Below are 14479 nucleotides of genomic sequence, written 5' to 3' on the forward strand. Positions count from 1 at the left end.
TTGCATTGCGAATTGCGAAAAGCGAAATTATCACATGAAAAGACGTTATTACCGTTATTTTCGTTTGGTTCGTTAATCCCGTTAATTTCGTTAGTATCGTTATTACCGTTATGCCCGTTTATATCGCTATTCTCGCAAATATCGCTAATCCGTTACTTTCGCTAGGTTCGCTAATATCGTTATTATCGTTAGAATCGTTAGATTTATTCTTCGAGCGAACGGAGTGAGTCGAGAAGTGGAAGAGACCCTCGGGAACAGGCACCTTGCGGAGCCAGTTCCCTTTCCCGTTACTCTTCGAGCGAACGGAGCGAGTCGAGAAGTCTTGCAAGGCTAAAGCCTTGCCCTACGTTATTGTATAACAGTATCCACCCTCACCTTATTCCTCTCCCCTCAAGGGAGAGGAGATTTGGGGGGCATACCAGCGCAACATGGTTTCAGGAGCGAAGTGACATGACTTCAGCTTAAGCGTGTCTTCAGAATCTCATGGACCGCAGGTTATGCCCCATCGCTGTTTTCTCAACATGTTGCCTTGGTGGTGGTTGTGTATTGAACGTCCGTAAATTCCGCCTATAATTACCCATGCGGGTGGTGAAGAGGATCACTCAGGTTAAGAAGATCATCGCTCAAGCAAAGCGCAAGGGCAGGAAGATCGGCCTTGTGCCGACCATGGGTTACCTGCACGAGGGGCATCTTTCGCTCGTCCGGCTGACGCGCAGAAAATGCGATTTTCTCGTGGTCTCAATATTCGTCAACCCGGCTCAGTTCGGCCCCAAGGAGGATTTCAGAGATTATCCGCGCGACTTGAAACGAGACCTGCAGTTATTAAAGAATGAGAAAGTAGACCTGGTTTTCAATCCTCTGGTCCGGGAAATGTATCGCGAGGGGTATCAGACATATGTTGAGGTTGTCGATTGGGGAAAACTAATGTGCGGTGCATCACGCCCCATACATTTCCGGGGTGTGGCCACCGTGGTGCTGAAACTTTTCAACATCATCGCACCGGATCTGGCAGTTTTCGGCAGCAAGGACTATCAGCAGGCAGTTATTATCAGAAAGATGACCGAAGATCTGAATCTTGGCGTGAAGATCGTGACTGGCAGGATTGTGCGCGAAAAAGATGGCCTCGCCATGAGCTCGCGTAACAAATATTTGAATGAAACTCAGAGAAAGAATGCGGTTGTATTATATGAGTCCCTGCAATGGTTCAGACAGGCTTACATGAGGGGGCTGCGCGATCCAAAACTTGCTGTTAATAAGATGGCGAGTGTGATCAAGAGTAAGAAGGGTAAAGTCGACTACATTGCGATCGTCGACAAAAATACACTTCAACCAATCAAGAAATTACGAAAGGGAACACTGGTCGCCCTTGCCGTGTACTTCGGCCGGACACGGCTGATCGACAACACCATTCTGTAGCAACTGTTATTTTCGTTATTCCCGTTACTTGCGCTAATTCCGTTAATAAAGATCCGCTTCACCCCTTGCGTATACTTCTGCTGTCATTGCGAGCCCGTATTGTAGGCGAAGCAATCTCCGCTGCCAACGCGTCATAATACTGAGATTGCTTCGTCCTCCTCGGCACGCGCGGAGTCCTCGCAATGACAAGGGGACTGGCTCCGCAAGGTGCCTGTCCCAGAACGACAGAACATACGAACCTCTGAACTTCGAAGGCTAAGCGATACTAATGATAACAATGGGATTAACGAAATTAACGGTATTAACGATTCAGTCCTGATAAATCAGGCAACTACAAAGCTTGAGGGAAAACCAGACGAGACAACGCCCCACCCAAATCTCCTCTCCCTTGATGCTGTGTCCGCCTCATTCGGACGTGGCCCCACAGGCGGGACAATCTGAAAGCACAAAATTCAAATGATCAAAACCGTGTTTGGGATTTTGAACTTTGATATTGTTTAGAGTTTAGTGCTTAGGATTTTGAGCTTATAGAGCACGCAGTGCTCTTATTTAAATACCAATATCCCGAAGTACTGCGGTGCATGCGCGAACGGGATCGACCAATAGCCGGCGTCGTTGAAACGCGGCTGCAGCCTGCGCATGTTGAATCCCCATTTTTCCTCGTTGAAGGGCGCAAGTTCTGCCTTGGCGATCTTGAATTCCAGAGTCCATGCGCCAGCCTCGCGTCCGGAGCTTACTTCCCACGCGCCGTTCCACGAGGCGTCGCGCGTGCCGTCGGTGGCGCATTTGCGGTCGAAAACCGCACCATTACAATTGATAATTGTCTGGTAGTAGGTCTCCTGGTCGCCATTTGTGTCAAAGAAAAGCCAGAGGTTGTCATCATAGTATGTTGTACCATCGTGCTCAAAGATATCCGCCCGCAATTGCGACAAATCATTATCGTAGCAGCGGGTTGCAAAATAGAGGTTCTCGTCATCATGAGCAAAGTAGATCTCGGTCTTTTCGATCGGCGCGATATCGCTGCCATTGTAGTTGCCGAGAGCTGTTACTGGTACGACTGCTTGCCACAGCGGATCATCGAGTTTCCCGTCGATCTCAGGCGGTGTGGATGCTGTTTGGACATTTTTTTGCCGTTTGATTGAAAGCAGGTTATACAGGGTGCAAACCTTATCCTCGGTAAAGGGGTAAGCGAGGGTGAAGCGGGGTATCGGGAACGGGTCTGAGCCATCGGTCAAGGTAACTTCAAATTCGTATTCCCGTTTCTCGCCAGGCGCCACAACCAGATTCATTTGGATCGGCTTTATTGTGTAGCGTGCTGGATCAGTGTTCCAGACGATGGGGTAGAGCAAAGAGTCGGGACCAAAATTTTCGACCGTGGCAGTAACGGATTGTGAAATGTTTCTTGCGTCATCTTCAATAACGAACTCATCGATAACTATTGCTTCTTCATCAAGACGGTTGATCGTTTCGAGATCTTCCAGCGTTACGACATCGCGCGGCATAGCGCTTTCCTTTTTGAAAAGAGCGATGCTTCGTTTATCACCCCGTACCGTGATCGTAAGATACTGGTAAAAATGTCCGCGCGCCGCGTCGTTGGTCGAAATGCCACCGCCCGAACTTCCCACATCTATGTACTCGACGTTGTTATGATTCAGATAAGAATATTCGTGATGGTGTCCGGTGAAGACCACGTCGACGCCGTATTTCTCAAATATCTGCATCAGGGTGTCGCTTTCTCCTCCACGCAGCGCGTAGATGTAAGTCGGGATATGGTAGAACACGAATTTGTTGTCCATTTGCTTGTGTTTTTCCAGGTCTTTTTGGAGCCAGTCAAGCTGTTCTTCATCCATTTCCTGCGTTTGTGCAAAGTATAACATCGTGTTGTCCAGGACAACAAAGTGACTGTTCTCATAATTGAACGAATAATACCGCTTAAAACCGGTTTTGGCCTCATACCTAATGCGATCGGATTCCTGGGCGATGTCGTTGTTTCCCGCGCACCAGTAGAATTTGCACGGAAGTTTACCAACAATATCGAGCATGTGGTTGAATTCCGCATCCACTGCTGCCGAATCACCGACGTCGACTTCGGCGATGTCGCCAACACACATCACGAAATCAGGGTCAAGAAGGGCGATCTCTTCGATGATTTCTTCGAATACCGGATCCTGCGGCGTTCCAGTGCGATCGCCCACCACAGCAAAGCGAAATGCCCAAGCAGTATTTACGGTAACAAAAAAGGCGATGCATACGACTACGATAATAGATCTTTTCATGCTTCCTCCTTCTTGTATGGTAGTCATATTAGCATGAAAATCAAGAGCTGTTACGATCGTTTAGTTCGTTATTCTCGTTAATAGAGTTGGGTTCGCTATTGCCGATAATCCCGTTACTACCGCTACTATCGTTACTTTCGTTTGTCATGGGAGATTGCTTCGCCAATAAAACTGGCTCGCAATGACAGATGGCGTTGTAATACGTAACCGTAATCTTTCTAGTCGAAACGGGCTTCGTTACCGTCGACCATTACCATTTAACCAGGGGGACGTTCCTGCAAGAAATATTGGACGTTCTTGGAATTAGCTAGTTAGCCAATTGGCTAACTAGCTTAGTGCCGAAGTGGGAGCGTTGACTAACGGTGATGGATGTGCTATAGTCGTGTGGAAAAATTGTATGGATAAAGAAGTAAATGAGTAACCGAACCGTCTTATTTTTCTGCATCGTCCTTTTTTGCGCATGTCAAAAAGAACCTCCGATCGATTTTTTCAAAGAAGATGTGACCGTTGAGATCCTGGATGGAAAGGCAAGGGTCACCGGCGTCTACTATTTCGAGAACCTGACTCAGATCGGAAAGCGCATCAAGTTCTATTATCCTTTCCCTGTTGATTCGAATCATTATTTTCCCGAAAACATTTCGATTGACCGCGAATTTGAAACGGATTCTGCAGGCATCTACTTCTCGCTTTCACTGCCTCCCAATTGTATTGATTCGTTCAAAATCATTTATGAACAGCGGGTGAGAGATCGGTTCTTCAGGTATATTACGACAACGACGAAAGCATGGAGGAGGTCGATAAAAGATGCGAATTTTACAATCACCGCGGCAGAGCGTTTGAATATCAGCACGAATTATACGTTCCCCGAACCCAAAATCGTTGACGAATATCGCAAGTGGACCATTCGGATAGCGAATTTCTTCCCGGAAGAGGACCTAATTCTTAACTGGTAGCCGTACTGCAATCTCGACAGGCGCGGAGAGGGACTCTTCTCTTACTTTGCCGTTTTTCCCTAACTCCGCGTCTGGTCAGTTGAACCTTGACAATTGCAATTTCCCTCTTATTATTATGTGTAGGATAATTATGTAGGAGAAAAACGTATGAAATGGCTTGTATTGCCTGTAGTGGTTTGCGTTCTTAGTGCCAATCCGATTATGATCGAAGTCATCAACGAATTCCAGGTTGCTCCTTATGATTCGGAACGAGTGGAGCTGCGGTATCTCCAATCGGGTGCCTCGGATACACTTTTTACTGAGACTTTTAATTTGTACAACACGGAGGTTTTGACACCAGCCGGCGTTGCGTATGTGGATACAAGCATATTCCTCACGGGAATGGGGCAGGCCGTCATTGACCGTTCAGTAATGACGGGTGTTTTTGAATTGCTTGATGATACTGGTTGCGTGGCGGTTCTATCCTTCGGCCAATTCGGTGATTCTGTGTATTATCCGGGGCATGCGACCGAGTGGTGCTGTGCGCCGGCCCCTCCTATTGATTGGTCGGCTGCGAAGTTTCACTGTTATGTGTATTGTTACTACGACTACGAATATTGGTTGATCCGCGATTGGTACCTTGATTCGACACCGACCCCGGGTATGCCAAATGATGATTATCCAGGCTGTAGCGTGTCGGGGCATATTTTCGACAATGCTAGCCAACCTCTCGCCGGTGCCCGTGTCACCGCGACGTTTTCTGACTACTCTGCTTTTGTCTTTCCGTCAATGCTGTATAGTACTTGTTGTACAACCTACACAGCGAGTGATGGAGCATACTATTTTGATAGTCTGTTGCCGTATTGGTATGACATTGACGTTTATGCAGACGGGTACTTGCCGGATACGCAACTAATTGGTCAGTTATGCTGTACAGCTCCAATTAACAATGTGAATTTTTACCTGCCGACCGGCATTGCCGAAAACCTGAATTACGATACAAACATGGGATCATTTGTGAGGCCTAATCCGTTCAACGGCGCGCTCTATGTTACTATGCGTGAACCGGCCCAGCATATCGATATTTACGATGTGACTGGAACACTCATACGACGGTTTGACAACAAGAACTTGAACACCGATGTTACGGTCGACTGCGCAGACTTACCGCGCGGCGTTTATTTCATTGCGCTGCAAGAGCAAAAGTTGAAAGTAATAAAGTTCTGATTCAGCGATTTATTGTATCCCAATAAATAATTTCTAAGGTCTTAGCGTCATTGCGGAATTTAATGAGACAGGCACCTAACGGAGCCAGTCCCCTTGTCACGTCAGTCATTGCGAGGACGCCGTAGGCGGACGAAGCAATCTCAGTATTGTTTTGTTGAGATTGCCGCGTCGTCCCGCATTATATTGTATCAAAAAGGTGCGGGACTCCTCGCAATGACCCCAAGTATCTCCGAGCGTTGCGATACTGTGCCAATTTTGTTCATATCTTGTATATGATTACAAAATTGAGTATCCCGCATTTTTGTGCGGGACCAGCTAAACGATCCTGCGTCTTCTGCGTTGTTGCGTCTAGTCTTTCATCAACTCTTCTTCCATGATCTGGTGCTGGTAGAGTTTCCAGTACAGCCCCTGATTCTTGAGCAATACCTCGTGCGTGCCCTGCTCAACGATCTTTCCTTTGTCCAGAACATAGATGTAGTCGCAGATCGAAAGCACCGACAGACGGTGCGATATGATTATTATGGTCGTATCCTGGGTTTTGGACAATTGCCCGATCAATTCCTTTTCAGTGTCGGCATCGAGGTTCGATGTTGCATCATCGAGCACGAGTATCTTCGGTTGATTGAGCACGGCGCGGGCGATCGCCACGCGCTGTTTCTCGCCCCCGGAGATCCGCAGGCCGCGCTCACCGATGAGTTCATCGAGTCCTTTCGGCGCGCCGCGCACAAAACCTTCGAGCTGGGCAAGTTTTATCGCACTGTTGACCATGGGGGTGTCGATCTTACGGCCGAAGGTTATGTTATTATAGATGCTTTCGGAGAACAACGAAGGTTCCTGCGGTATGTAACCGAAAAGCGAACGCAATTCCGAAAGCCTGATGTCACGCATGTCTGTGCCGTTCAGTTTCACCCTGCCATTGGTTGGGTCGGCGACCCTCATCAGCACTTGCAGCAGGGTGGTTTTGCCCGACCCGACCGTGCCCGCAAGGCCGATCTTTTGACCCGGCTTGATATTGATATTCACCCCGTCCAGAATGAGCGGACCCTCCTGCGCGTATCTGAAAGACACGTTTTCCATGGAAATGCCCCTGTGGTCGGCCTCTTTTACCCGCCCTTCATCAGCGACGTCGGTCGGGAAATTTTTTATTTCTTCGATGCGTTCGCTCTGGACCTGGGCACGTTTCTTCGATACGAAATAATTGCCGATCCTCAACATCGGGTCGAGGAGAAGTATGATATATGCATTGAAAGCAACAAATTCACCGATCGTGAGATTGCTGCGGATGATAAATAAGCCGCCGAATAAAAGCACCAGGATCACGCCCATCTCCTCGATGGCGGTGAACAGAGTATGGATAAGCGCTTCGAGTTTGATCACCCTTATTGATGCGCCGACCCTGGCTGTGAGCATGTCCGTGAAGCGCAGGCCGGTTTTGTCTTCTGTCGTATAGGATTTTACGAGTTTTATACCGGTGAAACTCGACTGCAGATGATTGTTCGTTCGAGATATTGATTCGCGCCACGCGTAGTAGTACTTATACATGATCGGGCTTATCTTGAGCCATCCCACTGCCGCCAGGCTGATCGGTAAGGCGGAGATAAGGGTCAGCATCGGGTTGATCCTTATGAGGAAGTACAAGGCGATCACCAAGGTGAAGATGCCTTCGATGGGTCTGAATATGCCAGAACATGAAAACCATGCGAGTTCGTTGAGGTCATGGTCAACACGCTGTAGTATATCGCCAGCCGGGAACCGGCCGAGAAAAGAATGCCCCTTACGCAATATCTTGGAAAATATGTTCGTGCGTTCGTCAATTAGGTACATCTCATTGCTGCGGCCGCGGGTATAGGGAAGCAGCGAGTTGAAAATGGCGCGCAGGAATCCAATACCACCGATTATCAAAACAAACCTGATGAGATCCTGGCGGGCGAAATTAGTCCTTATTCCGTCAATTACATCTTTAAGAAGATACGGAAAAATAAGGGCGATGATCGTATTGAAAAATGAGAATACTATGAGAAACGAGAGCCAGATTTTGTGTTTTTTCCAGAAGTAGATAACCGATCTCATTGTACCCCGCTCAGGTACTGAAGCCTGTACATTTTGTAGTAATGTCCTTTCTCGCGTAGTAAGTCGGAATGATTGCCATCCTCAACTAATTTGCCTTTATGAATTACCAGCACCCGGTCGGCCAGACGTGTCGTCGTGAGGCGGTGTGCTATAATTATTGCGGTGCGTCCTTTGAGCAACTCTTTGAGACCTTGCTGGACCAGACGTTCGCTTTCGGGGTCCACCGATGACGTTGCTTCGTCAAGAATTAGTATCTCAGGATCGAAGACCAGTGCCCTCGTATAGGATATGAGTTGCCTTTCACCGAAAGACAGGTTGATACCCTGCTCGATAATATTTGTTTTGTAGCCTTCGGGCAGGTCTTCTATGCGTTGATGGATCTTTGCGCGCTTTGCCGCGTCACGTACTTTCTCATCTGCTATCGTATCGTCAAAGAGTCTGAGATTATCAAGGATCGTACCCGGGAATAAGATGACATCCTGCGGTACAAACCCGATTCTGGAACGCAGCGAATGACGCTCTACGTCAGCAATAGGCGTGCCGTCGATCAAGATATCTCCATCCTGAGGAGAATAGTACTTAAGCAGAAGAGAAATGATCGATGTCTTGCCGCCTCCTGTTTCGCCTACGAGCGCGATCCGTTCTCCTTTCTTGATCTGGAAATTCAGATCCTTCAGTATCCAGTTCTTATCGTCGTAGAAGAAACTCAAGTCTTTGAACTGGATTGCGTGTTCGAATTCCCGCAGCACGTGGGTTTCGCTTACCTGAAATTCCTCCTGGGTCGATAGGATCTGGAATACTCTTTCGGCGGCAGCGAATGCTCGCTCGATAACATTTATCTGGTCGGATATACCGCGCAGAGGAACAAAAAGACGCGTGATATAACTTATGAAAAGATAGAGCGTGCCGATCGTGATCAAACCGGATAGCGCCCATATCCCGCCCAGGCCGAGTACGAGCACGATGCCTATGATCTCGCCCAGTTCCACGAAAAACCATATGCGATACCAGAACGACAGTGACTGCATCTCGTATGCATACTTGTCTTTGCCCAGTTTGTTGATCTTGGATACAAAATTATCTTCCTGCCGGAACATCTGAACGACGTTCAGTGACTTGACCGTCTCGACTACAAAACCGTTGATCTCGGCGATTTTCTTTCTCAGATTTATAAACACATTACGCACGTGTTTCTCAAACCACCAGAAGCTGTAAGCGAAAATGGGCATCATAAAAAGGATAAGCAGATAGAGCTGCCAGCTGACGACGAACATCACCACGGACATACCTACGAGGAGAGCGAGATTACTCACCAGAACTACCGCAGTTGATGAGAACAAGAATTTTAATGCTTCGGTGTCACTTTCAACGCGAGAGATCAATGCACCTACCGGGTGCTTGTCGAAATAGGATACGGGGAGCCTGAGCAAATGCCGGAAGATATCGGCTTTCAGATCGGCGATTGCCTTTTCGCCGATGGTCATTATCTCGATCTGCTGGAAGTATCTGACCAGTAGGACAACAATCTGGATTACTATGTAGATGGCCGCGATGATCAGCAGTCCCTGCGTGCTTTTACCGGGTATTTCGACGTCGATGGCGCGTCTTATCAGGATAGGACCGAGCAGGGTCAGCAGTGTCGAGAACAGCAAAAGAAACGAGGCGATGATTATCGTCCGCAAGTACTTCCTGAAATACGGCATTAGTTTCTTGAGTATTCGCCAGTTCCGTTTTTTTGCGCCTGTATCTTCTAGTGCGTATCTGTCTTCAAAATGCCAGTGCATGGTTCATATTATCTACAGAATACACGTGATGTCAAACACTGCATTTGAAATGCTTGATTACAAAGATGCAAAGGAAGATGACAACGATTGTAAACATGCATAACATTCCTCGCCGTCATTGCGAGTCCAAAGGGGACTGGCTCCGTAAGGTGCCTGTCCCCGTGACAGAGTGCAATCGAAGCCCCGCCCCCATCTCCTCTCCCTTGATGGGAGAGGAATAAGGTGAGGGTGAGAACACTACGAAGCAGGCTGCTCGAGACAAGGCAGCGTTTGGGGTCAGGTCTTGACTATTGACAAAAGTGACAAATAACCGGCCCATGTCTTTCGGCAAGTTCGACGCCAACATTGGAAGGAATGTAATTTTGAAAACAAAACAATTTGTCAATAGTCAAGACCTGACCCCATCTGTTTGCCCTGAGAAGGTCACGGTTACGTTTCACTTCATTTTGCTTCATTGCGAGGAGTCCAGTACTTTTTTGGGTGTACATAGTGCGGGGCGACGCGGTCCCGCTTTGCGGGATCCTCGATTCTCACTTGATTACAAATGCCCGATACGAAAAATCGGGACAATCTCCTACTTCTCGACTCGTCTCACTCGCTCGAAGAGAAAATCTAACGACAATAACGGAAATAACGCTATTAACGAGAATAACGAGACTAACGATATTAACGAAAGTAACGAGACTATCGATATTAACGAAATTAACGGTAATAACGAACCTAACGATAATAACGCGATTAACGGTATCAGCGATATTAGCGGAAATAACGGGCTAAACGAAATTAACGTTTTCTGCATCAAGTATAATTGACTTACGCGTTAGGATTGTTATAATAATACATGAAGCGCATAGGTGTAATCATAGTGTTTTTTATTCTTTCCGTCTCACCTGTCGTTGCAGACCGCGGCATGATGCCTTTCAACCCTTATGTTCAGATCTTCGAACCCAACCAGCGGGCAATGATCGCCTGGAACGGCACTGAACAGATACTCCTTCTGAGTACGGATCTGCACGCAACCGACTCAACGCGAGTGCTCGAAGTTATGCCTCTGCCATCCGAGCCTCAGGTGAAGAAGGGAGACCTCGAAACTTTCCGTAAAGCTACCGATCTTATCAACAGGAAATTGTATGCCGGGCAAGCGGGTAAAGGCCGTGCGCTGTCAGAAGGCGTTGTTGTACCGTCGGGCGAAGTGACGTTCCACGAAAAGATCGGCGCCCACGATATTTCCGTCACGCATCTGCTCGACGCATCAGGTTTTGTCGATTGGGTCGTCGAATATCTCGCGACACTCGGTGTGGAGCAAAATATTGTCTCGGACAAAATGAAGAGTCTGATCGAAGAATATATCGCCGGAGATTTTGAATGGTTCGTGTTTGATGTTATATCGCTGGGCCAAGATATTGTGACGAATGAGCCAATACAGTACGGCTTCAAGAGCAATCATTTGTTCTACCCTTTGAAAATTACGAGCACGGCAGAAGGTTCTACATCGATCGAACTCCTGATCCTTACCCCGCGTCTGCTGAACAGATTTCCGTCGCTGCCGATCGACCGCATACACCTGAAACACGACCCCATAGAGATCAGCCAGGATGAACTCAGGGAGTTGAACGAAGACATGTACGCCTTGCTCAAGGGATACGACAGGATGAAACTGCGCATCTGGGAGATCGAAGGCGAATTGAAACAATTCGATGCTGATCTGCTTGCAAGGTGATGCCGATAACAATGTCGTCCTTAGTTGCCTTCTGTGAGCCCTTTCAAGCTTTTTTAGAAGAGAGGTGCCGATGAAGAAAAGAACGAGAAGAGAGATCAAATATCTGATCAATGACCTGGCTAAGAAACACGGCACTCCACTATTCGTTATAAGCAAGTCAAAACTGCTTGAGCAATTGAAGAGGTTCCGCAATCTGCTGCCGCGCGTTCAGCCCTTTTATGCGGTAAAAGCGAACTCCCATCCTTTCATCCTCAAGACATTCGCTGAGGCGGGTATAGGTTTTGACGTTGCGTCGATGCAGGAAATGAAGGCCATTCGTGAACTCGGGATCGGACCGGAGCGCATGATTTTCGCAAATACGGTGAAGAGGCCCGAGGCTCTCAAATATGCCGCCAGTCATAAGATCCAGATGATGACTTTCGACTCCGAGTATGAACTCAATAAGATCGCACGGTTCGCGCCCAGAGCCAGAGTCCTGGTACGTATCAAAGTCCCCAATGTCGGTTCGGTCGTTGAATTATCGTTGAAATTCGGCGCGGAACCGATGGACGCGATACCGTTTTTGATAAAGGCGATACGCCTCGGCCTGAAACCGGTGGGCGTGAGTTTTCATGTTGGTTCCCAGAACACGCATGTGGCAAACTACCTCGACTCGCTTGAGATCGCTTCAATAATTTTCAAGGACGCCCATCTTAAACAGATACCGCTTGAAATACTGGATATCGGCGGCGGTTTTCCGATCCGGTATTTTGACCAGGATAAAGATTTTTTTGGAAAAACCGCGACACACATAAACAAAGAATTAAACCGTATGTTCCCACGCGATGTTCAGATCATTGCCGAGCCGGGCAGGGTGCTCTGTGGTCCGGCCTGCTATCTCATAATGCGTATCGTCGGCAAATCGATACGGGGGAACAAACACTGGTACTATCTCGATGACGGCGTGTACGGGTCCTTGTCGGGGATCGTATACGACCACTGTAAGTATCAGTTCAAGGTGCTGAAAAGAGGTTTCACCCAGATCACGACGCTCGCCGGGCCAACGTGCGATTCTTTTGATATCATTTCGACCAGCGAAGACCTTCCGGAATTGGACATCGGTGATCTAATATATGTTGAGAGGATCGGCGCCTATTCATGGGTGACCGCTACGAATTTCAACGGCATACCACCGGCCAAAGTGGTTACTGTGCCTTAGCCATATGATCACGGATCGAATTGATCATATGAAACCAACAAGGGGGTGTAATGAAAAGATTACATAAGATGAAAAAAGATGTGGAAGGAGTTCCTGATTGGCTTAAGAAGAAGAACTATCCAGGCAAGAAACGATATCTGTCCGGGCAAAGAATTTTTCCGCCGGCAATAAACGGTAGAGAAAAATTGGTGAAACTCATTGAGGATTCGTTTCTTGCATATAATGCAGCCAGATTACGTGAGGGCTGTCGTTTGTTCACCGAAAAGATGTTGGCTGACGATGTTACGGTCGGCATGAGCCTTGCCGGTGCTCTAACTCCTGCTGGGATTGGGAAATCAGTCATTATTCCGCTTATGAAAGCCGGTTTTGTGGATTGGATTGTATCGACCGGTGCCAACTTGTATCACGATATGCACTATGCGTTCAATTTTCCGCTTCACGTTGGCACGCACCTGATCGATGATGCCGATCTCAGAAAGAATGATGTCGTGCGAATATATGACATATTGTTGGGTTATACCGATTGCCTGATGGCGACCGACGAAATACTGCGTCAGATTTTCAAGCAGCCCGAATTCCAAAAGGAAATGGGGACTGCTGAATTTCACTACCTGCTGGGCAAATACGCGGCAGATTGGGAAACGAAGACCGGGCATAGGGATGTTTCAGTCATGGCCGTCGCGCACCGGCTCGGCATACCTCTGTACACGAGTTCGCCCGGTGATTCGACGCTAGGCATGAATATCGCCGAAGAGGAGATCGTAGGCGGTAGACTGCGCATCAATCCGTCGATCGATGTCAATGAAACGACAGCCATTGTTCTTGCCTCAAAACGCGGTGGCGGTAAATCAGGAGCCCTGTTGATCGGCGGTGGGAGCCCGAAAAACTTTCTGCTTCAAACCGAACCCCAGATCCAGGAAGTGCTTCGCATAAAAGAAGTGGGTCATGATTACTTTTTCCAGATCACCGATGCGAGGCCGGATACTGGTGGGCTTTCGGGTGCAACTCCGCACGAGGCCGTTTCGTGGGGTAAGGTCGATCCGACTAGTTTGCCCGATGCAGTGGTCTGCTACCTTGATGCCACAGTGGGTTTTCCGATCATTGCCCATTATGCGCTCGCAAAGCACAAGAAGCGGAAGTTGAAGAGGCTATATGCTAAGCGGCAGGAGTTCGTGAAGAACCTGATCAGGGAGTATTACGCACACCATAAATAGCTAATACCGAGCTGTCGTAGACTTACCTTTATCAATCGGGATTTCGTTGTGTCGTGCGAATAGCGGACTGGAAATTCTAAATTCTAAGCACTAAACTCTAAACAATTTCAAAATTCAAAACGGGGTGGAAGGTTTGCTCCAAGTCTTTAGGTAATTACATCACTTTAATCTTCTTTCCATCTCCGGCATGACCGGGGAATCCAGGCCTTGTTACACCCCCCATCTCCTCTCCCTTGAAGGGAGAGGAATAAGGTGAGGGTGTGGCTGGAGACGTGACCCCTGATGAATCAGGCAACTACAACGCTTCCTCCGTCATTGCGAGGAATCCGAGCTTATCGAGGAGGACGAAGCAATCTCCGTTTTCCCCCGTCATTGCGAGCGCTAGCGCAGCAATCTCCACCTCCTCTCTGTCATTGCGAGGAGTGTAGCAAGCCTGTCCTGAGCTTGTCGAAGGAAAGCAATCTCAGTCAATCAACGAAATTAACGCTAATAACGAACCAAACGAACATAACGGTTTTTTTGTCATTTGAGTTTTGAAAATTAGGGTTTGTTTAGAATTTCGATATTAGAATTTACTGCTTCCCTTTTCGGTACATCGAGCACCGAAAAGGGAAAGGTGGGTAACGGGACTTGAACCCGCAA

10 protein-coding genes are annotated in these 14479 nt (G+C 47.9%); 7 read left to right on the plus strand and 3 right to left on the minus strand.

Going from position 1 to position 14479, the window contains the following annotated elements; translation table 11 throughout:
- Positions 1-579: 579 nt before the first annotated feature.
- Entirely contained in the window at positions 580-1416 is an 837-nt protein-coding gene (gene panC / locus OEV79_11230) for a pantoate--beta-alanine ligase (GenBank protein ID MDH4212007.1), read from the plus strand.
- Positions 1417-1961: 545 nt separating this feature from the next.
- Here the strand turns inward: panC and OEV79_11235 are convergent.
- Complete coding sequence (locus OEV79_11235) at positions 1962-3692, minus strand: metallophosphoesterase (GenBank protein ID MDH4212008.1); 1731 nt, start codon at positions 3690-3692, stop codon at positions 1962-1964.
- A gap of 413 nt (positions 3693-4105) precedes the next feature.
- On the opposite strand from OEV79_11235, the gene OEV79_11240 reads away from it, so the two are divergent.
- Both OEV79_11240 and OEV79_11245 read left to right on the plus strand, forming a co-directional pair.
- Positions 4106-4645, plus strand: a complete 540-nt coding sequence (locus tag OEV79_11240) for a hypothetical protein (protein ID MDH4212009.1) — start codon at positions 4106-4108, stop codon at positions 4643-4645.
- A 147-nt stretch (positions 4646-4792) separates the two neighbouring features.
- Positions 4793-5851: a carboxypeptidase regulatory-like domain-containing protein gene (locus tag OEV79_11245; protein ID MDH4212010.1), complete on the plus strand. Its 1059-nt coding sequence runs from the start codon at positions 4793-4795 to the stop codon at positions 5849-5851.
- A 348-nt stretch (positions 5852-6199) separates the two neighbouring features.
- On the opposite strand, the gene OEV79_11250 is transcribed toward OEV79_11245, so the two are convergent.
- Together OEV79_11250 and OEV79_11255 are read right to left on the minus strand one after the other, a co-directional pair.
- The gene (locus OEV79_11250) at positions 6200-7921 is read right to left on the minus strand and encodes an ABC transporter ATP-binding protein/permease (GenBank protein ID MDH4212011.1); all 1722 of its coding nucleotides are present in this window, start codon (positions 7919-7921) and stop codon (positions 6200-6202) included.
- On the minus strand, positions 7918-9705 hold the full coding sequence (locus OEV79_11255; GenBank protein MDH4212012.1) for an ABC transporter ATP-binding protein/permease: 1788 nt from the start codon (positions 9703-9705) through the stop codon (positions 7918-7920). Before OEV79_11255 ends, OEV79_11250 begins: the two co-directional genes overlap by 4 nt.
- 317 nt (positions 9706-10022) lie before the next feature.
- Here OEV79_11255 and OEV79_11260 point away from each other — a divergent pair, with 317 nt between their 5' ends.
- The 4 genes from OEV79_11260 (at position 10023) to speY (ending at position 13837) form a co-directional block, all read left to right on the plus strand.
- Positions 10023-10517: a hypothetical protein gene (locus OEV79_11260; protein MDH4212013.1), complete on the plus strand. Its 495-nt coding sequence runs from the start codon at positions 10023-10025 to the stop codon at positions 10515-10517.
- A 29-nt stretch (positions 10518-10546) separates the two neighbouring features.
- Positions 10547-11425: a DUF2330 domain-containing protein gene (locus OEV79_11265; protein ID MDH4212014.1), complete on the plus strand. Its 879-nt coding sequence runs from the start codon at positions 10547-10549 to the stop codon at positions 11423-11425.
- Positions 11426-11495: 70 nt separating this feature from the next.
- On the plus strand, positions 11496-12623 hold the full coding sequence (locus tag OEV79_11270) for a type III PLP-dependent enzyme (protein MDH4212015.1): 1128 nt from the start codon (positions 11496-11498) through the stop codon (positions 12621-12623).
- 50 nt (positions 12624-12673) lie between these two features.
- Positions 12674-13837 (plus strand): deoxyhypusine synthase, encoded by a 1164-nt coding sequence (gene speY, locus OEV79_11275; protein ID MDH4212016.1) that lies wholly within the window; start codon positions 12674-12676, stop codon positions 13835-13837.
- The last annotated feature ends 642 nt before the right edge of the window (positions 13838-14479 follow it).

The organism is candidate division WOR-3 bacterium (assembly GCA_029858255.1).
Taxonomy (GTDB): domain Bacteria; phylum Hydrothermota; class Tepidihabitantia; order SM23-42; family SM23-42; genus SM23-42.